General features: G+C 43.1%; 20 protein-coding genes. 12 read left to right on the forward strand and 8 right to left on the reverse strand.

What is annotated here, in order from left to right:
* Window positions 1–30: 30 nt before the first annotated feature.
* A complete protein-coding gene (gene mutM, locus J7384_RS06420; RefSeq protein ID WP_209112236.1) occupies window positions 31–846 on the forward strand; it encodes a bifunctional DNA-formamidopyrimidine glycosylase/DNA-(apurinic or apyrimidinic site) lyase in 816 nt (271 codons plus the stop codon).
* Between the two features lie 35 nt (window positions 847–881).
* Here mutM and coaD read toward each other — a convergent pair whose 3' ends face one another.
* A complete protein-coding gene (coaD, locus tag J7384_RS06425; RefSeq protein ID WP_209112237.1) occupies window positions 882–1,367 on the reverse strand; it encodes a pantetheine-phosphate adenylyltransferase in 486 nt (161 codons plus the stop codon).
* Window positions 1,368–1,607: 240 nt separating this feature from the next.
* On the opposite strand from coaD, the gene J7384_RS06430 reads away from it, so the two are divergent.
* Window positions 1,608–2,264, forward strand: a complete 657-nt coding sequence (locus J7384_RS06430; protein ID WP_209112239.1) for a TetR/AcrR family transcriptional regulator — start codon at window positions 1,608–1,610, stop codon at window positions 2,262–2,264.
* 54 nt (window positions 2,265–2,318) lie between these two features.
* On the opposite strand, the gene J7384_RS06435 is transcribed toward J7384_RS06430, so the two are convergent.
* Window positions 2,319–3,080 (reverse strand): 3-deoxy-D-manno-octulosonic acid kinase, encoded by a 762-nt coding sequence (locus tag J7384_RS06435; protein WP_209112241.1) that lies wholly within the window; start codon window positions 3,078–3,080, stop codon window positions 2,319–2,321.
* A 136-nt stretch (window positions 3,081–3,216) separates the two neighbouring features.
* Here J7384_RS06435 and J7384_RS06440 point away from each other — a divergent pair, with 136 nt between their 5' ends.
* Window positions 3,217–4,287: a glycosyltransferase family 9 protein gene (locus J7384_RS06440; RefSeq protein WP_209112243.1), complete on the forward strand. Its 1,071-nt coding sequence runs from the start codon at window positions 3,217–3,219 to the stop codon at window positions 4,285–4,287.
* Between the two features lie 50 nt (window positions 4,288–4,337).
* On the opposite strand, the gene waaA is transcribed toward J7384_RS06440, so the two are convergent.
* Window positions 4,338–5,627: a lipid IV(A) 3-deoxy-D-manno-octulosonic acid transferase gene (gene waaA / locus J7384_RS06445; protein ID WP_209112245.1), complete on the reverse strand. Its 1,290-nt coding sequence runs from the start codon at window positions 5,625–5,627 to the stop codon at window positions 4,338–4,340.
* Window positions 5,628–5,731: 104 nt separating this feature from the next.
* Window positions 5,732–6,163 carry an Lrp/AsnC family transcriptional regulator gene (locus J7384_RS06450; RefSeq protein WP_209112246.1) on the reverse strand — a complete coding sequence of 144 codons (432 nt, stop codon included), beginning with the start codon at window positions 6,161–6,163 and terminating at the stop codon, window positions 5,732–5,734.
* 193 nt (window positions 6,164–6,356) lie between these two features.
* On the opposite strand from J7384_RS06450, the gene J7384_RS06455 reads away from it, so the two are divergent.
* From J7384_RS06455 to J7384_RS19300, 4 genes are all read left to right on the forward strand, one after another.
* Entirely contained in the window at window positions 6,357–7,562 is a 1,206-nt protein-coding gene (locus J7384_RS06455; protein ID WP_209112248.1) for a glycine C-acetyltransferase, read from the forward strand.
* A gap of 8 nt (window positions 7,563–7,570) precedes the next feature.
* On the forward strand, window positions 7,571–8,596 hold the full coding sequence (tdh, locus tag J7384_RS06460; RefSeq protein WP_209112364.1) for an L-threonine 3-dehydrogenase: 1,026 nt from the start codon (window positions 7,571–7,573) through the stop codon (window positions 8,594–8,596).
* Window positions 8,597–8,632: 36 nt separating this feature from the next.
* Window positions 8,633–8,953, forward strand: a complete 321-nt coding sequence (gene glpE, locus J7384_RS06465; protein ID WP_209112250.1) for a thiosulfate sulfurtransferase GlpE — start codon at window positions 8,633–8,635, stop codon at window positions 8,951–8,953.
* 184 nt (window positions 8,954–9,137) lie between these two features.
* Window positions 9,138–9,611 (forward strand): rhomboid family intramembrane serine protease, encoded by a 474-nt coding sequence (locus J7384_RS19300; RefSeq protein WP_280636326.1) that lies wholly within the window; start codon window positions 9,138–9,140, stop codon window positions 9,609–9,611.
* A 5-nt stretch (window positions 9,612–9,616) separates the two neighbouring features.
* On the opposite strand, the gene J7384_RS06475 is transcribed toward J7384_RS19300, so the two are convergent.
* Together J7384_RS06475 and J7384_RS06480 are read right to left on the reverse strand one after the other, a co-directional pair.
* Entirely contained in the window at window positions 9,617–10,006 is a 390-nt protein-coding gene (locus tag J7384_RS06475) for a flagellar basal body-associated protein FliL (RefSeq protein ID WP_209112254.1), read from the reverse strand.
* Between the two features lie 203 nt (window positions 10,007–10,209).
* On the reverse strand, window positions 10,210–10,926 hold the full coding sequence (locus J7384_RS06480; protein WP_209112256.1) for a ZIP family metal transporter: 717 nt from the start codon (window positions 10,924–10,926) through the stop codon (window positions 10,210–10,212).
* Window positions 10,927–11,077: 151 nt separating this feature from the next.
* Between J7384_RS06480 and J7384_RS06485 the strand changes: the two genes are divergently transcribed.
* A complete protein-coding gene (locus tag J7384_RS06485; protein ID WP_209112258.1) occupies window positions 11,078–11,695 on the forward strand; it encodes a chorismate lyase in 618 nt (205 codons plus the stop codon).
* On the forward strand, window positions 11,692–12,552 hold the full coding sequence (gene ubiA / locus J7384_RS06490) for a 4-hydroxybenzoate octaprenyltransferase (RefSeq protein WP_209112260.1): 861 nt from the start codon (window positions 11,692–11,694) through the stop codon (window positions 12,550–12,552). Before J7384_RS06485 ends, ubiA begins: the two co-directional genes overlap by 4 nt.
* Before the next feature lie 61 nt (window positions 12,553–12,613).
* On the opposite strand, the gene J7384_RS06495 is transcribed toward ubiA, so the two are convergent.
* Window positions 12,614–12,937: a DUF4870 domain-containing protein gene (locus tag J7384_RS06495; RefSeq protein ID WP_209112262.1), complete on the reverse strand. Its 324-nt coding sequence runs from the start codon at window positions 12,935–12,937 to the stop codon at window positions 12,614–12,616.
* A 162-nt stretch (window positions 12,938–13,099) separates the two neighbouring features.
* Window positions 13,100–15,553: a glycerol-3-phosphate 1-O-acyltransferase PlsB gene (gene plsB, locus J7384_RS06500; protein ID WP_209112264.1), complete on the reverse strand. Its 2,454-nt coding sequence runs from the start codon at window positions 15,551–15,553 to the stop codon at window positions 13,100–13,102.
* A 170-nt stretch (window positions 15,554–15,723) separates the two neighbouring features.
* Here plsB and J7384_RS06505 point away from each other — a divergent pair, with 170 nt between their 5' ends.
* The 3 genes from J7384_RS06505 to J7384_RS06515 all read left to right on the forward strand — a co-directional run bounded on the left by J7384_RS06505 (window position 15,724) and on the right by J7384_RS06515 (window position 17,913).
* Window positions 15,724–16,380, forward strand: a complete 657-nt coding sequence (locus J7384_RS06505; RefSeq protein ID WP_209112266.1) for a hypothetical protein — start codon at window positions 15,724–15,726, stop codon at window positions 16,378–16,380.
* Between the two features lie 172 nt (window positions 16,381–16,552).
* Complete coding sequence (gene lexA / locus J7384_RS06510) at window positions 16,553–17,170, forward strand: transcriptional repressor LexA (protein WP_209112366.1); 618 nt, start codon at window positions 16,553–16,555, stop codon at window positions 17,168–17,170.
* 191 nt (window positions 17,171–17,361) lie between these two features.
* Complete coding sequence (locus J7384_RS06515; protein WP_209112268.1) at window positions 17,362–17,913, forward strand: cytochrome b; 552 nt, start codon at window positions 17,362–17,364, stop codon at window positions 17,911–17,913.
* The last annotated feature ends 90 nt before the right edge of the window (window positions 17,914–18,003 follow it).

Genomic DNA, 18,003 nt, shown 5'->3' on the forward strand with positions numbered 1-18,003 from the left:
AAACAAAACAATAATTAGGATAGCGTGTTTATGCCTGAATTACCTGAAGTAGAAGTTTGTCGTTTGGGCATTAGTCCTCATATTATCGATGAAACAGTGACGGATGTCGTGGTTCGCCATTGGCAGTTGCGCTGGCCGATTCCGGTTGAAGTTGAAGACCTAAAAGGCCAAGTGCTGCGCTCGGTTAGTCGCCGTTCTAAGTATTTACTACTTAAATTTGATAGCGGTACTTTGCTGTTGCATTTGGGAATGTCAGGTACCATTAGAGTGATTGAGGCGGATACCCCAGTGGTTAAACACGATCATTTTGATTTAGCGTTTAGCAATGGCAAGTTACTCCGGCTCAATGATCCGCGCCGCTTTGGTGCTGTACTTTGGCTTGAAAATCATCTCGATAATGATGGAATATTGGCGAAGCTGGGCCCAGAACCACTGAGCGACGACTTTGGCCACGGCTATTTATATGAGCGCGCTCGCAACCGCAAAACCCCGATTAAAAACTTCTTAATGAATAATGACATTGTGGTCGGGGTCGGTAATATTTATGCTAATGAAGCGCTATTCCTCAGTGGTATTCGTCCAACAGCGTTAGCGGGTAATATTAGTAAGCGACGTTTTGATAATCTTACTGACACAATAAAAGCTGTACTATCGGCGGCTATTACTCAAGGCGGCACGACACTCAAAGATTTTACTCAGGCTGATGGTAAGCCGGGTTACTTCGCGCAATCGCTTAATGTTTACGGTCGCGGCGGAGAAGAGTGTGTCGTTTGTCAAAAAACACTCGTGGAGATTCGTCAATCGAATCGAGCATCGGTTTATTGTCCTAGCTGTCAGAAAAATTAGGTCGTTAATCAAAAAATTAATTTTCAGCGGGGTAATTAACCCTGCTGAAGCTTTTGTTCTAGAGCAGACTTTACTTTTGGGTGGACAAATTCACTGACATCGCCGTGGTGAAGTGTTACTTCTTTTACTAAGGTTGAAGAGATAAAAGAATTTTCTTCAGCAGGTGTTAAAAAGACACTTTCTAATTCACTGTACAAGCGTCTATTCATATTGGCGAGTTGGAACTCATACTCAAAGTCTGACACGGCTCGCAAACCGCGAATAAGCACTTTGGCTTGATGTTGTTTGGCAAAGTCGACCAACAAACCACTAAAACCAACAACGCTAACATTGTCTAGGTGCTGAGTAACTTGCTCAATCAACTTGACTCGAGTGTCTAAATCAAAGCAAGGTTGTTTACTAGGGTTGGCAGCGACACCGACAATAACGTGTTGAAATAGCTGACTAGCACGAACAATCAGATCGGTGTGACCATTAGTAACCGGATCAAAAGTGCCAGGGTAAATTGCTTTTATTGTCATAACAGGTTCTTTTATCGTTGTTCTCGTTATTTTGCTGCAAAGTGTACCGAAAATGCGCTTTTTTGCCATCTTTTAATTTGGTGAGTAAGCACTGTTATTACGGCGATGTACGGCATTTATGACATTTTTGTTATTACTTGATTAAAAATGTTAAAGCATTTGCTCGAAAAAGCCTTTAAGTTATTGCGGGTTTGATAGTATGATAATTTGACTACGAAAGTGAAGGGGGAAGTAGTTAGAATGAAAACGCGCGATAGAATTGTTCAAGCCAGTATTGAGCTCTTTAATGAGCAAGGTGAACGCAATGTTACCACTAACCATATCGCAGCGCATTTAGGCATTAGTCCAGGGAATCTGTATTACCACTTTCGCAACAAAGAAGATATTATTTTATCGATTTACGAAGAATATGCTCGTAATTTATTGCTTGAGACTTTCCCAATTGTTTCGGCAGACTTCAAACCGCTAGATACCGTAATTATGTATATGGATGCGGTTTTTCAAGCAATGTCTAAGTTCCGCTTTTTTTATGCAAATTTACCAGTTTTGTTATCAAAAAGCCCAATTTTGAAAGACAAATATATCGAAGTACAAAGTCAACTTAACACCCGTGTTGGTGAATTGATGTTGTCATTGCGCAAAGCGGGTATCGTATCGTTTGAAGATGAAGAACTGGCAGATATTGTTAGTATTCTGCGCTTAATTAATACCTTTTGGTTGAGCTTTTACCAAACCCAAACTTCAGACACTGATATTGGTCCTTCGGTATTTTTACAAGGCGTATTAAAAATTCTTGTTATTTTACGTCCGTACGTCACTGAATCAGCCTTGGCCGAGTTCAACGAAGCTCAAGCGATTTATCAACGTCGTTTCCAAGACGCACAGGACGTTGCGTAGCATACCCCAATATTTCTTATCACGACTCGCCGATAACCTTGTCGGCGTATTGCACTAAGCCCGATAACCTTCTAATAGGGTTTGCCAGTTTGTTTGTTGAAAATAAAAGGTCGGTAAACGCGTTAATTCTTTTTCAAATGAACGCTTTAAACGCGCCAAATTAGCTTGTTGCCAACTGCTTTCAACCGCTCGTTGCTGACCCCGATCAAAATCAATTAACCAAACCTTGTCATGGTTATCAATCAAAATATTGTGACAGTTGAGATCGTCGTGATAGATGCCAGCCTGGTGAAATCTTTTAATACAAGCGCCTACTTTACGCCATAAGTCGTCAGAGACTGTTTGCTTGGTTAATATACCAACCAAATCACTCGCGTTTTCTACTCGGGTTGTGATCAAATCGGCTTTATAGCTCAATAGGTGGCGACTGACTTTGCAGGCGACCGCTTGTGGAGCGGGCAAATTTAAATCTGCCAGTGTGTTGAGCAGTTTGAACTCTTGCACCGCACGTGTGTTTTCAAAACCGTTAAACCAATAACTGTCTTTGTTGAATTTGCCGATTAAGCCGCCGCGGTAATAGTGTTTTAACACCCATTGCTGCGGCGCTGATGCTGTTGCTTGCGCTGTTGCGTCGACAAACCAAGTGGTACCACGCCCTTTAGCAGTGCCAACAACCGCTTGCTGCTGTGACCAATAGTCAGCAACAAAATAATCGACGGTGCAGTTCTCCGTTAAAGACGGACTAAATAAGCAGTAGTTGTTGCCCAAATGAAGAACTTTTTCGCGGCAGGGTTTTACAATTGTCGACGGGTTCAAGATAATAACCTACTTATTTCGTTACTCGTGATTAATCGTTCAAAGAAGGTTGTTCAAAGCTTCAAAGAACTGTGCGGTTAATTGGCCACTATTGTGGTGATTCCTTGATGTTGGGTCAAATACTATGTTGGATAAAATGACAATGCCGAAGAGTTTGTGTTTATTGCGATTGTCAGCGATAGGTGATGTTTGTCACGCCGTTGCCATGGTGCAGCATATTCAACGCCATTGGCCGGAAACAAAAATCACCTGGGTGATAGGTAAAATCGAAGCAAATCTGTTGGCGGGTCTACCGGGTGTTGAATTTGTTATTTTTGACAAAAAAGCAGGTTTACAGGGCTTTAAAGACTTACGTGCCGCTTTTAAAGGTCAAAAATTCGATGTCTTACTACACATGCAAGTGGCGTTTCGTGCGAGTTTAGCGAGCTTGTGTATTCCTGCTAAGGTCAAAATTGGTTTTGACAAAAGCCGAGCGAAAGAAGGGCAGTGGCTCTTCACCAACCAAAAAATTGCCAGTCAAACTCATCCTCATGTGCTTGAAGGCTTTTTTGGCTTTACCGAAGCACTCGGTTTGCCTCCAATAGTCAAAGCATCGTCCAAAGCCACTCCGCAGTGGCAAATGCCATTGTCAGACCAAGACCAGTTGTGGGCGAGTGAACAGTTTAGCGGCGATAAACCGATTGCGGTGATCAGTCCGGCGGCGAGTAAAGCAGAGCGCAATTGGCATGCTCAAGGCTACGCCGCGATTGCTAATAGTTTAGTCAAACGAGGTTTTACCGTTGTCCTTTGTGGTGGTCCAACAGAACTTGAGAAAACTCTTAGTGAACAAATTATCGCGGCCAGTGGCAGTGAGCTAGTCAACTTAGTTGCAAAAACATCGCTTAAGCAGCTGCTCGCGGTGTTGAAGTTGGCACATTTAGTCGTTGCCCCTGATACGGGCCCAGCTCATATGGCAGTGACGGTTGGCACACCCGTGGTAGGTTTGTACGCCCATTCCAACCCCGGTCGTACCGGTCCGTATTTGTATCAAAAATATGTCGTCAGTGATTACCCTCAGGCGATCTTCAAACAATATCAAAAGGCAGTTAGCCAGTTACCTTGGGGCATAAGAGCCAAAGGTGGTGAGTTGATGCAGGCGATTACGATTGAACAAGTCGAAGAAAAGCTAGCGCTTTTGATCAGTGATTTTTATCCTGAACTAGGTTAGTGAGTAATAAGCTTAGTTAACCAATCGCTGGTAGATTATCAGCTAGATTGTTAGTTTAGTAACTTGTTCAGTGCAGTTAACGTTTTGGCAATCGCCCCTTGATTGCTTTTTACCACGGTTAAAGCGTTTTGGCCGAGTGTCTTGGCAAGCTCGTTATCCGTCAGTAGCTGATTGACACGCTCAGCTAATTCACCACTGATATTGTTGTCGTCAGCGAGTTGAATAACACCGTTCTCGGCTAACAGCTGGGCTTGAACCTCGCTAAAATTACTCATATTAGGGCCAGTGATAATGGCTTTTTTAAATAGCGCTGGCTCTAGCGGGTTGTGACCGCCAACACTGCTAAAGCTGCCGCCCATAGTGATGATATCCGCTAAACCAAAAGCGGCAGATAATTCCCCTAAACTGTCGAGTAACCAAATATTGTCATGCGCTGAAACGGCTTGTTGGTCACTTCGTCGCACTGTTTTTGCCGTTTGTTGGCAAAGTTCGGCAACTTGATTGAAGCGCTCTGGGTGACGGGGCACGACTATCAGTAGCAGATCAGGGCAGTGGGCTAGCAGTTGTTTAAATGCTGCTAGCACTATTTCGTTATCACCAGGGTGAGTACTGGCTACTAACCAGACTTTTCTATCATTTGGGCTTGTACCTTGAGACGATAGATAAGCGGCGAGTTCTTGTTGTTTCTCCGATATAGCTTTGGTGATCTCAATATCGTATTTGAGGTTACCTGAGTATTGGGTGTTAGCTGGCGCAGCGCCAAGTGATAAAAACCGTTCTAGGCTCTCATGACTTTGACAAAGAATCGCATCGAAACGCTGTAAACACGGTGAAATTAAGGCAGAGAGTTTTTTATATTTAGGCGTTGATTTTGCTGATAACCGACCGTTGATCAGTAGCAATTTACAGCCGCGACTTTTCGCTTGTGCGACTAAGTTAGGCCATAGCTCCGTTTCCATAAACACTAAGGTTTTCGGTTGCAGTTTAGCGAGGAACAACTGAGTACACGGCCAGATATCAAGCGGCAAATAACAATGTTGAACGCGATCGCCGAAGAGCTTGGTCACTTGCTCTGAGCCGGTTGGGGTAAAAGTGGTAAAAGTGATTTTGAGCGCTGGCTGCTCAGCAATTAATTGATTAACGAATTGTTTTAACGCCAGTACTTCACCAACACTTGCCGCGTGAATCAAGATATCGGTGCGTTCAAGTGAAGCTAGCCCTAAACGTTCGCTGATTCTTGCTCGATAGGCCTTTTGACTGCGCGAGCGAACTAATAATGCGATTAGCAATACGGGAAGTAACAGTAAAAACAATAATCGATAGAGAAATAACGCGAACACTTGCTGTCAGCCAGAGAAATTTTGTCAGCGCTTAGTATACTCGTAATGACGAAGTGAGACAAAGTCGCGCGCTCTGCGACAACGGCAAATAAAGCAAATCATTACTAGCGGGTAAAAATCGTTTCCAGTATTAGTGATGAGTTGGTGCGTTCAACGCCGTCCAGTTGGCAAATATCATCTAAAATTTGGCTGACTTGCGCTAAACTGGGCGCGCGAATAATGGCGAGAAAATCGTAGTCACCACTAATTGAGTAGTGCTGTGATATTTGATGGATTTTACGCAGTGCAATACTCACTTGCTGGCGCAGTTTAGGGGTTACTTTTAACGAAACGTGTACCGACACTAAACCACTGGCGTAGGTTTCACCCAGTTCGACACTGTAGCTTTTAATCACGCCACTATTTTCAAGTTTAGCAATGCGGTTTTGCACTGTGGTTCGAGAAACATTGAGGCCGCGCGCTAAGTCAGAAACACTTGCTCTGGCGTTACAACGCAAGATTGCCAGTAGTTGTTCATCTTTTTCACTCAACGCCATTAGCTTACCTTAATTCCACGCTTATTTTTCTTTAGTTAATACAATTTGCTAATTTTATTGGTCAATATGTCTATTTGAAGTGTCATATTGGTATATATGGCTTGCAATTTTAATCATTTAGACGCTAGTTTGCAAAATCAAAACTGACGATAATACTCTTTAGAGCGAAAGCGTATGAATATTTGGGGGCAATATGTCAAACAATAACAATGGTCATTTTTATCAACACCTAAGCCAAGAGCTTGAGCAAGTGAAAGCCGATGGTTTGTACAAAGCAGAGCGCGTTATCACCAGTGCTCAGCAAGCTGAAATTGCAGTAACATCAAGCAATCAAGTGATAAACTTTTGTGCGAATAACTACTTGGGCTTAGCGAATCACCCAAGTTTAATTGAAGCGGCAAAAGCAGGCTTAGACGACCACGGTTTTGGTATGGCATCGGTACGCTTTATTTGCGGTACTCAAGATATTCACAAAACCCTTGAACACAAGCTCAGTCAGTTTCTCAGCATGGAAGACACGATATTGTATTCATCGTGTTTTGATGCCAATGCTGGTTTGTTTGAAACTATTTTAGGCCCTGAAGACGCCATTATTAGTGATGCGTTAAATCACGCATCAATCATCGATGGCGTGCGCTTGTGTAAAGCTAAGCGTTTTCGTTATGCCAACAACGACATGGCTGAGTTAGAAGCGCGTTTACAAGAAGCGGATCAAGCGGGTGCTCGGTTTAAACTGATTGCCACCGATGGCGTGTTTTCAATGGACGGTGTAATCGCTAATTTGCAGGGCATTTGCGACCTTGCTGATAAATATAACGCTTTAGTGATGGTTGATGATTCTCATGCTGTTGGTTTTGTTGGTGAACAAGGTCGCGGCAGTCACGAATACTGCCAAGTGATGGATCGTGTTGACATCATTACCGGTACCTTAGGTAAAGCGATGGGCGGTGCCTCAGGTGGTTATACTTCAGGTAAAAAGGAAGTTATCGATTGGTTGCGTCAACGCTCTCGTCCTTACTTGTTTTCAAATTCACTTGCGCCAGCCATTGTTAGCGCTTCTATCCGCGTTTTAGATTTATTAGCTGAAGGTGATGATTTGCGCCGTCAGTTAAAAGATAACGCACAGTATTTCCGCAGCAACATGGAAGCCGCTGGTTTCACCTGTGCCGGTGCCGACCATGCCATTGTTCCTGTAATGCTTGGCGATGCTAAGTTAGCCAGTGAAATGGCGGACCGTTTATTAGCTGAAGGCATTTATGTTATTGGCTTCTCCTTCCCAGTGGTGCCGAAAGGCCAAGCGCGCATTCGCACGCAAATTTCTGCCGCGCACAGTAAAGCACAGCTCGATCACGCTATTTCGGCGTTTACTCGTATCGGTAAAGAAATGGGAGTTATCTAATGACAACCATGAAATCACTTGCCAAATTACACGCTCGAGAAGGCATTTGGATGACCGACTCACCCAAGCCAGAATTAGGTCATAACGATTTGTTGATTCGGATTAATAAAACTGCGATTTGTGGCACCGATATTCATATTTATAACTGGGATGAATGGTCGCAAAAAACGATTCCTGTGCCTATGGTGGTTGGCCATGAATACGCTGGCGAAGTTGTTGCTATCGGCCAAGAAGTGCGCGGTTTTGACATTGGCGATCGCGTATCTGGTGAGGGCCATATTACTTGTGGCCATTGCCGCAACTGTCGCGGTGGTCGCACCCACTTGTGTCGCAATACGGTTGGTGTTGGTGTTGATCGCGCTGGCGCATTTGCCGAGTATTTGGTTATTCCTGCTTTCAACGCATTTAAGTTGCCAGATGAAATCCCAGATGAGTTGGCCGCTATTTTTGACCCGTTTGGCAATGCGGTACACACGGCCTTATCGTTCGATCTAGTCGGCGAAGATGTCTTGATTACCGGTGCAGGGCCAATTGGTATTATGGCAGCCGCAGTGGCCAAACACGTTGGCGCTCGTCATGTTGTGGTTACAGACGTTAATGAATACCGCTTAGATCTGGCTCGTAAAATGGGCGCCACTAAAGCGGTGAATGTCGCTAATGAAAAGCTTACTGATGTGATGGCTGAACTCGGCATGACTGAGGGCTTCGATGTTGGCCTTGAAATGTCGGGTGTACCAATGGCATTTACCGATATGCTTGAAAACATGAATAATGGCGGCAAAATAGCCATGCTAGGTATTCCTGGGCAAGATATGGCTATCGACTGGAGCAAGGTTATCTTCAAAGGTTTAACCATTAAAGGTATCTACGGCCGTGAAATGTTTGAAACCTGGTATAAGATGGCGAGTTTGATTCAATCCGGTTTAGATTTAACGCCAATTATTACCCATGAATTTTCTGTGGATGATTTTCAACAGGGATTTGATACTATGCGCTCTGGCCAATCGGGTAAAGTTATCCTAAATTGGCGCTAAAATAGTTATTAGAGCAGTACAGACAAGGTAATCAGCATGACGACGTTTAAACACTTATCGGTTCAAGATTTACACAAAGAGTTAAGCAACCAACACTATGTTGTACTTGATACCCGAGATCCTGCGTCGTTTCATGCTGGCAGAATCCCCGGCGCCTTTCACTTAACCAATGAGTCGTTAACTGACTTTTTGCGCGACGCTGACTATGACGCGCCAACTGTTGTCTGTTGTTATCACGGTATTTCTAGCCAACAAGCGGCTCAGTATTTAATTGGCCAAGACTTTACTGATGTCTATTCCCTCGATGGCGGCTTTACCGAGTGGCAAAGTACGTTTCCCAATGACACTGAGAACTAAAAAGAATATTGTTTTTGGTTTGATGTTTTTTTAACTCGTTTTGATTAACGTAAAAAACTACATATTATCACTAAAGGCATCTCTGGCTACTAAACCATTGACGGTAGTTGTTTTTATTTGTTGTTGGTTAGCTTTTTTCTACTCAATATTCGGTGATCCATTTCGAGCTAGGCAGCTACTGCTATTGCCTAATTGCGTTAATATTGAGTATTTATTTACAGCACCTTACAACTTACTTTCGCCAATATTTTTTCACACCACATGGCTACATATCTTGTTTAATAGTATTTTGTGGTGGCAGTTGGCGGGTAGTATAGAAACGTATATCAGTAAGAGAGTACTGGTAATATTGCTAGTCGCTTCTAGTTCGATACCAAATTTGACACAGTTTTTAGTTATAGGGCCAAATTTTGCTGGTATATCTGGCGTTATTTATGCCTTAGTTGGCTATATTTGGTGGATTAATTTATTGGACAACAAAGCAGAGATCTATCTGCCGAAGGCTGTAATCGTTGGAGCCTTAATATGGTTGGCGATGGGCTTTATTGACATGTTACCAGTAATGTCTGGGAACGCAGGCCATTTAGCCGGCCTTATTTGCGGTTGTCTTATTGCGTTGATTGACGTAAAAACTAGTTTAGTTTCCGGTAAAAAATAATAATCTTAGTTATCTAGCCACTGAGTAAATAAGAGCTTTTTAACTAGTGGCTTGCCGGTTTCTTGGGTGAGTAAGTTTTTTACTTTTTCTTCACACAAGCGCTGAATTTCGCTACGTCCCTTAATTGATTTAACTTTTTCTTCTGGTTGTTGACCAATAATATTGATAATGGCATCGCGCAGCAGTGGAGAGTGGTGTTCGACCACTTCGAGATTATCAGGGCCTTCGACCATAAGTTCGACGGTTAAACGTACATAACCAAGCTTTTTCTTAACGGCAACGTAATTGGTAATGATATCCGGTTCAAAACCAAAATAGGCATATTCGGCGGCTTTGCTAGGCAAAGATAGCACTGATATGGCTAAGCCGAAGGCAATGACAGCAAGGTTTTTCATGATAGTTAGTCTCAATTGGCATTCGTGAACCGCAGCGTCTTTGCTCCGGCAATCAAGGGTTACTTGATAACGATATTCTAGTAGAAAATTTGCCTTGTTCGCGGGCAAATTTCAATCTTTTTCTGTCTTTTTTAGTTTTGATTAACTTTCTTTTTCTAATTTAGCTTTTGAGTTTAACCCATTATTTTTCAAATGATTATACATTATGCGCCAAGTAGTTGTTGGCCTAACAGGGTAACGCAAAAACCGATTACTGCACCTAGCGGTGGTGCCCAGTGATGTTCAAGTCTTGATTGTGGCGCTATATCCTGAAAAATCAAATATAAGATGCCGCCCGCCGCCAACAACATAATTAACCCTAACACTAAGCTGTGATTACTTAGCCAATAAAATCCAATAAGGCCTGAGATAGGGCCAATCACAACTAGGCCGAGCATATAACCGAGAATTTTTCTATCGCTGAGTTGTTGCTGTTTAAGCTCTTTAAAGGCGTTGAAGCCCTCAGGTAAGTTTTGCAAGCCAATTAATACCGCGAGTAGCAGAGCAAGTGGTGAGTTGAGTGCCACTAAGCCACCTAAAGCGAGCGCTTCAGGGACATAGTCTAGAAGCATTCCTGTCAGTTGTGGGCTTTCTCTGCGTTTAAGGCCTAGGTAGCGCTCCAGTGAGAAAAAAATTAAACCGCCGACTAAGATGATTGGTACAGTTAATACTGGAATTGACAAGTGATGACGGCCTTCTGGGATCAGTACAAGAGTCGTTGCACCCAGCAAAATACCACCGCCAAGCGCAATAACAAAGTGACGAAACTCTTGTTCCAACCAGTTGGTATGAATGTGTTCAATACTGGCCAAAAAGCCACCGAGTGGAATACAGATACCAGCGAGTGTCGTCAGGGCAACAATAGTAAGTAATTCAGACATTAACTGATTATTGATAAGTGATTTGCGCTTATATTACGCCGATAAATACCCAACATCTAGCTTCAATATTAAGCCAGAAAATCGGGCGTATGCCATTAGGCAGACTTATCAAAGCCTGTTATTATAGCGCTAGTTATTGATGTCTCTACGTATGATGAACAATTTACAACATTTTTTTCCTGTCACGCTTGCCGCAACTTGGCTTGATCAAGCGCCTAGCGGCTTATCCCTGCACTTATCTGATTGGTTATACGACGCCAGTTCGTTAACTGCGCGCTTAAAAAAACACGCGACTCATTTTTCGGTTGAGGTTATAGGACAAAGGGTTGAAGCCTGCAGTGCTGAGGAAGCCATTGGTGCCGTTAAAGCTGGGGAAGAAGTATTGGTGCGCGAGGTTTTACTTTATTGTGACGGTCATGCACAAGTGTTTGCTCGCAGCCTTTTACCATTATCAAGCCTGACTGGTGAGCAACAGCAACTCGCTCAATTGGGCAATCAACCGTTGGGTCAAGTCTTGTTTAATCACCCCGATTTGGTTCGTCATAGTCAACAAGTTGCAAAATTTGGCGCCGATACTAACGTGGTTAAGCTGGCCAAACAGATACAAGACAGTACTCGGTCAACCAGTCAGGCTGAACTGTGGGGACGACGTTCAATGTTTATGGTCGCGGACAAACCGATTCTAGTTGCTGAAGTATTTTTGCCCGGGGCATTTGCTTATTCAGCAGGTGCCAATATGAATGCTTCGGATAGTTGCGGTGTGTCATGACTAGTTTAGCGAGCAAGTGGCACGGCGTTAAGCAGATCACCCGAATGGATAAACCCATTGGCACTTATTTGTTGCTGTGGCCAACGTTTTGGGCGTTATGGGTAGCCGCCGACAGCGTGCCGAGCTTTCACCTGTTATTTGTTTTTAGCGCAGGCGTTTTTTTGATGCGCAGTGCCGGTTGTGTAATTAATGATTTTGCTGATCGAAAAGTTGATGGCAAAGTTAAACGCACCAATCAGCGTCCCTTGGTGACGGGTTTGCTATCGAGCAAAGAAGCGCTTTTCCTGTTTTTTGCCTTAGTGATGATGGCGTTTAGTTTAGCGTTGACCTTGTCTTGGTACGCGATTCAATTATCGGTTGTTGCCTTGCTGCTGGCCGCCAGTTATCCATTTATGAAGCGTTATACGCATTTACCACAAGTTGTGCTGGGTGCCGCCTTTAGTTGGGGCATGATTATGGCATTTGCCGAACTCGATGGTCAGGTGCCTATGGTGGCGTGGTTGCTGTTTAGTGCTAATTTATTGTGGACAGTTGCTTACGACACTATGTATGCCATGGTCGATCGCGACGATGACTTGAAGATAGGCGTTAAATCGACAGCTATTTTATTTGGTCAACATGACAAACGTATCATTGCGCTTTTGCAACTGGCTACTTTGGCTTTGTTGTTTAGCGTTGGTGAGTTACTGGCCTTTGGTTGGCCGTATTTGCTCGCGTTAGTCATTGCCGCTGGTTTGTTTTGCTATCAGCAAATGCTAATTGCCAATCGTCAAAGAGAGGCCTGCTTTCAGGCATTTCTCAACAACCATTGGGTTGGCTTAGTGGTGTTTCTCGGCATTTTTGTCGAGTATCTGTAATTGCTCAATAACAAGTGCTGATAGTGTTCAGCACTTGCCTCGCATGTTGCTTAACTAGAGGTTACTTGATCAATCGAACTGCAAAAGGTGCGCGATACGTTAGGCCATCTGATGCCTTAATCACCGCCATAATGCAGAAAATTAAGTGGCATAAGCCAATGATTGGAAATAGAAAGGCGCCAATCACAATAATGCTTAATACAGTTGCGATAAAGTAGCCAATGATCACAGTGATCGACCAATTTAGCGCTTCTTTTGAGTGGTCCAGAACAAAGCTGTCGTCTTTTTTTACCAAATAGCCAATTAAGCCCGGAATAAAGCCAAAAAATATTGTAGCTACCCAGACGATCAGGGCGAGATTTTTACTGTCTTGATTAACTGTCATTGTTTGCAAATCCATGTTTTTGTATGAGTATCAAATACTATGGTATTTCAGCCGACAAGTTAAGGGTTTGGCAAATTATTTAAACGAGAATGGTATAGTGATCGGTTGTTTGCAAGCGAGTACAGCTGAATAAATAAGCCGTACTCGCTGAAGATCATTGAACTAGCGGGCGATACTCTGTAGTACTTCGATATCGACTAAACTGCTGACTAGGGTTTTAAGCTGAACGAGCTCTGGCGTGTCAATCAGTAGCCCTTGATCATTCGCTTTAATATAACCTAAATCTTTCATGGTATTTATCAGTGCGGCTTGCGCTTTTTTATCGACAAACTCAGGCGCATTGATATTGTTTAGTACCGATAAACGCTGTGCTATTGCCACAACTTGCTCTTCTAATGCACCCTTGGTTATTGGCGCCAAACGGTGCAGCAAGGAGCTGGCAATAGTTAGTCGCTGTAAGCTTTCGTCAGCGCATTCGGCCATTAGTCTCACTTGGGCATGGAGCGCAGTATCGTCAGTTAACGACCAAAATTGAGCTTTTGTCTGCTTGGCCATTTCCTGCTGCTCTAATACTGCAAGCACACGCTCAACTTGTTCAGCAACGTCATCGTTACCTTGCCACAAGAAGAATTCATTGCTCAATAGTGCCGTCAGTTGTTGTACTTGAGCAATGATGTCTTGATGCGCGCTTTTCGCCTGTCTATCCAGTAAACAGCAGACTAGAGCCGGCACTAAGTATGTGTGTAAGATGTTGTTGCGATAGTAGCGCATTTCTAACGCTGATGATGGTGTCAACGAGATGAAATCGCCCAAGTTATCGTGATTCACCGTTACCTTATTTAATGCAATAACATCGTTAAGCAGCTCTTTACCTGAGCACTCAGGTACTGTCGTTGAACTACTGTAAGGCGCTTGACGCTGCACGGTTAAGAAGAAATCAAGCTGTGCCTCAAGCTCAGATTTTGCCAATGCTTTGTGTTCACTAGCGTGTAAGATGAGTGCGACCAGGGCAACACCGTTAAGAGCGGCTGACTGGTTGATACTGGTCATTACTTGTTCTGCAAGTACATTGACACTTGGCGTTAACCAACTTGGCTTTTGCGGGTCGATTGGGTCGATATCTTGTTTCCAATCTGGCACTTGTTGATTGAGGAATTGGTTAATATTAATTGGCTGACCAAAATTAACATAGCCCTTGCCGTAGTTGCGCAAGTTTTTAATCGCCTTGAGTACGCCAAAAATTGACTCGCCTTCTTTTTTACTGCCACTGAGCTCTTTGTGGTAGGTTTTTACCTCCATTACGTGCTCGTAGCCAATATAAACAGGAATAAGCGTCAATGGGCGATCAACACCGCGCAACAAGCTTTGAATGGTCATAGCAAGCATGCCGGTTTTAGGCGCTAATAAACGACCGGTGCGGCTGCGGCCGCCTTCGGTGTAGTATTTAACCGAGTATCCGCGTTCAAATAACAAACCGAGATATTCGCGGAAAATTGTTGAATACAAACGGTTACCGCGAAAGCTTCGACGAATGAAAAAGGCGCCTGCTTTTCTAAAAATGGGACCCGCTGGCCAAAAGTTTAGGTTAATACCGGCAGCAATGCGTGGCGGTACTAGCCCTTCGTGATAAATCACATAAGTTAACAACAAGTAATCCATGTGGCTGCGATGACAAGGCACGTAGATAATTTCGTGACCGTCTTGCGCCACTTTTCGCAAGGTTTCAGCGTTGTTGACTTCAATCCCGTTGTAGAGGCGATTCCACAACCAAGTTAATACGCGGTCGCCAAAGCGAATCATCGAATTGCGGTAATCACCGGCAATTTCGTCCATCATTTTCAGTGCTTGCTTACGCACTTTTTCTTCAGGTAACTTTTTCGCTTTTGCTTCATCACTAATCAGTCGCTTAATCGACGGATTAGCCAACAAAGCGGTAAACATTTGCTCTCGATGCATTAACCTTGGGCCAGCAGCAGCAATGTTTTGGCGATGAAAATGAAAGCGGGCAACGCGCAAAAACTTATGGGCAACCGCGCCCCAATTGTTTTGATTGCCGTGATGGTCAGCCATTTCGCGAATTGAAATAGCCTGACTAAAACGCGCGAGAGTGTGGCGACCAAGGAATAAAACAATAAAGAACTTGCGTAACCAAGTAGGTGACTCTTGGTCGGCCAGCAGAGTACCAACATTGGCGTTGTTCTTTTCTTTTGTTGGTGTTCTGCCCCAGTTGAGGTTTACTGGAATCAACTGAGCGTCTAGCTCCAAGTCACTCTGGTGTTTGCTCAAGAGCGCGATACCGTGAGATTTTGCCTTAGTCGGGCTTGCCTTGCGCCAAGGTAATAACGGTGTTGGTTTTTCTAAACACAAGGTGCGCAGAAAGGTTTTGCCATTGAGCTTGATGGTACCCAAAGGATCGGGCAGGTTGAGCATTTTACAAGCCTGCTGCAACGTCAGTAAATCACTGGCTGACTGATGGCTAATAACATAAAAAATAGGTTTTTTAGGATCTGTGTTATCGGTATCTAACGCGCTGTCTGGCACAACTTTAGCGCGCACCAGTAATTTAATAGGCAGTTTTAGTAAAAAGTAAAAAAAAGCTCTTAAAGCCAACATCATTGGAATAAATTCAGTGTGATTAATGGGCGCATTCTACCATTGCTAAGTTGATTTGTCCTTACTGACATTATGGTTGCTTGGCAATGAGAATTCACTGAATAACAGAGCAGTTATTTTTTGGCTGTGGCTTGTATATAATTTGCGATAGCGAGTTTAGAAAGGAAATGTAAATGGCATCCCATAAAGCAAGAATATTAGCAATGTGTAAGCAAATAGCCGTTGAGCACGGTTGGCAATTTATCAGTGGTAAGTTTGTTAAAAAAATTAATAAAGATGCCCACTATATTATTGCACCGAACCTGAGTTTTAAAGGTGGCTACTTTCGGTTTGAAATCTGTGGTGAAGTAAAATTACCGCAAGTTGTCAAAATGGTTGATAGCATTTCACACTTAAAGCAGTCTATCGGCTTTAAATCTGAAATCATTTTCTCTGAATCACTTGATATCATTCATACTGATTCGTTAACAAAGGGCTATCGCTCAATAACATTAGAAGGTGAAGATGCCTCTAGTGATGAGTTGATTGCTCAAGAGATAGCTCGCTGGTTAACGGTTGCTGGCAATCATATGGAAAGTGCTTGGCCTATTGATGATTATACAAAACTTTTCGAGGTCATGAAGCAATCGTCAATATGCTATCGAGGGCTATCTGGTACAGCTTTATGCTGTTTGGCCGCTTATTTAGGTAAGTTCGATTTTATCGATTACTTTTATTCTGATGAACATGGTTTTCAGAGAGTGGAATTCGATGCGACCGATGAAAACCTATTAGCAGTATTACCTGACTGGCAAGCACAATGGCAAGCAACAGGAAAAATAAAAGTATGATGCGCAATATAATGTCGTACCTTGTTATCAATCTTGTTGGCGTACTTTAATCGCGATCTTTGTTTTGACTTTGTAAACCTGATTATTACTCAACCAATTACTTGCCTTTATTTACAGCCTGTATATACTAACAGTTGATACTGTATAGAATAACAGGCTAATTATGACCATATTGAAACCTTTAACGCCGCGACAGTCACAGATTTTTGATTTAATTAAAGAAAAAATTTCTGCCACTGGAATGCCACCCACTCGTGCTGAAATTGCTGACTTTTTTGGTTTTAAGTCAGCCAATGCCGCAGAAGAACACTTAAAAGCGCTGGCGAAAAAAGGTTATATTGAGATGTTGCCGGGCACATCTCGCGGTATTCGATTAGCTGAAGAATTCAATCAAGAAGAGCAAGGCTTACCGCTTATTGGCCGAGTTGCCGCTGGTGAACCGATTTTAGCGCAAGAGCACGTTGAAGATAATTATCAAATTGATGGTAACTTGTTTCATCCTGCCGCAGATTATTTGTTGCGTGTGCACGGTGAAAGTATGAAAGATATTGGCATTCTCGATGGTGACTTACTGGCCGTGCATCAAACAGCAGATGTTAAAAATGGCCAAGTCATTGTCGCTAGAGTTGAAGATGACGTAACCGTTAAGCGCTTTAAACGAGAAGGTAATGTTGTCTATTTACACGCAGAAAACGAAGACTTTTCGCCGATTAAAGTTGATTTAGCGAGTCAAGCTTTTAACGTTGAAGGAATTGCCGTTGGCGTTATTCGCAGTGCCGATTGGATGTAAACGAGTTGCGCTAGCGCAAACTCCTCAATGAATAACTCTGTGTAGCAGAGGTTTATACTCGAACATAAAGCTATTGCCAGTTTATCCGCTGGCAATAGCTTTTTTATTTGCATTTAGCCCTTAATCCTATTTTAATGCTCGCCTTGGTAAGTTGATTTCGACTACTAACATTTTCATGCTTGGGGGAGCTAATGAAAGACACTGAACAAAAATTTTCTAAAACGACCATTGTCCTGCACTGGCTAGTCGCATTGGCTATGATTAGCCTGATCGCTGTCGGAACTTACATGGAACAAACCGAAACTTATGCCTTGTATCCGATTCATAAGTCATTTGGCATTTTGATTATTATTGCTGTGTTATTGCGAGTGGTGTGGCGAATGTTAAATGGTTGGCCGAAACCTGTTGGTGCGGTCAAAAAAGTAGAACAGCTAGCAGCTAAAGTTGTCCATTGGGTGTTGATTATTGGCACTGTCTTATTTCCAATTTCGGGTATGATGATGTCGGGAGCTGGCGGTCGTGGCTTGTATGTATTCGGCGTTGAATTATTGGCAAAGAATACTGACCCTGTTACAGGTAAAGTCGCGCCTTTGAATGAAACACTTGCTGGCTTAGGTTATGAAATGCATGGCATTTTAATGTGGGTAATGATTGCAGCTATTGCGTTGCATATTATTGGCGCTTACAAGCATCATTTAGTCTACAAAGACAATACTTTGAAGCGTATGCTTGGCAGAGGTTAAGTAAAACGTTTGCTGTTTGCAGGTTTGAGTATTAATCATTAAAAATCAAAGGCGCTAAGTACTGCTTAGCGCCTTTTTTCCGTCAGGCGA

This window comes from Endozoicomonas sp. G2_1 (assembly GCF_017744155.1).
Lineage (GTDB): Bacteria > Pseudomonadota > Gammaproteobacteria > Enterobacterales > Alteromonadaceae > JAGHQT01.

What these genes read in the sequence shown, in the direction of transcription:
- mutM (WP_209112236.1), top strand. Translation starts at nt 31, where the DNA reads ATGCCTGAATTACCTGAAGTAGAAGTTTGTCGTTTGGGCATTAGTCCT.
- coaD (WP_209112237.1), bottom strand. Translation starts at nt 1,367, where the DNA reads ATGACAATAAAAGCAATTTACCCTGGCACTTTTGATCCGGTTACTAAT.
- J7384_RS06430 (WP_209112239.1), top strand. Translation starts at nt 1,608, where the DNA reads ATGAAAACGCGCGATAGAATTGTTCAAGCCAGTATTGAGCTCTTTAAT.
- J7384_RS06440 (WP_209112243.1), top strand. Translation starts at nt 3,217, where the DNA reads ATGACAATGCCGAAGAGTTTGTGTTTATTGCGATTGTCAGCGATAGGT.
- J7384_RS06450 (WP_209112246.1), bottom strand. Translation starts at nt 6,163, where the DNA reads ATGGCGTTGAGTGAAAAAGATGAACAACTACTGGCAATCTTGCGTTGT.
- J7384_RS06455 (WP_209112248.1), top strand. Translation starts at nt 6,357, where the DNA reads ATGTCAAACAATAACAATGGTCATTTTTATCAACACCTAAGCCAAGAG.
- tdh (WP_209112364.1), top strand. Translation starts at nt 7,571, where the DNA reads ATGAAATCACTTGCCAAATTACACGCTCGAGAAGGCATTTGGATGACC.
- glpE (WP_209112250.1), top strand. Translation starts at nt 8,633, where the DNA reads ATGACGACGTTTAAACACTTATCGGTTCAAGATTTACACAAAGAGTTA.
- J7384_RS06475 (WP_209112254.1), bottom strand. Translation starts at nt 10,006, where the DNA reads ATGAAAAACCTTGCTGTCATTGCCTTCGGCTTAGCCATATCAGTGCTA.
- J7384_RS06480 (WP_209112256.1), bottom strand. Translation starts at nt 10,926, where the DNA reads ATGTCTGAATTACTTACTATTGTTGCCCTGACGACACTCGCTGGTATC.
- J7384_RS06485 (WP_209112258.1), top strand. Translation starts at nt 11,078, where the DNA reads ATGATGAACAATTTACAACATTTTTTTCCTGTCACGCTTGCCGCAACT.
- ubiA (WP_209112260.1), top strand. Translation starts at nt 11,692, where the DNA reads ATGACTAGTTTAGCGAGCAAGTGGCACGGCGTTAAGCAGATCACCCGA.
- J7384_RS06495 (WP_209112262.1), bottom strand. Translation starts at nt 12,937, where the DNA reads ATGACAGTTAATCAAGACAGTAAAAATCTCGCCCTGATCGTCTGGGTA.
- plsB (WP_209112264.1), bottom strand. Translation starts at nt 15,553, where the DNA reads ATGATGTTGGCTTTAAGAGCTTTTTTTTACTTTTTACTAAAACTGCCT.
- J7384_RS06505 (WP_209112266.1), top strand. Translation starts at nt 15,724, where the DNA reads ATGGCATCCCATAAAGCAAGAATATTAGCAATGTGTAAGCAAATAGCC.
- J7384_RS06515 (WP_209112268.1), top strand. Translation starts at nt 17,362, where the DNA reads ATGAAAGACACTGAACAAAAATTTTCTAAAACGACCATTGTCCTGCAC.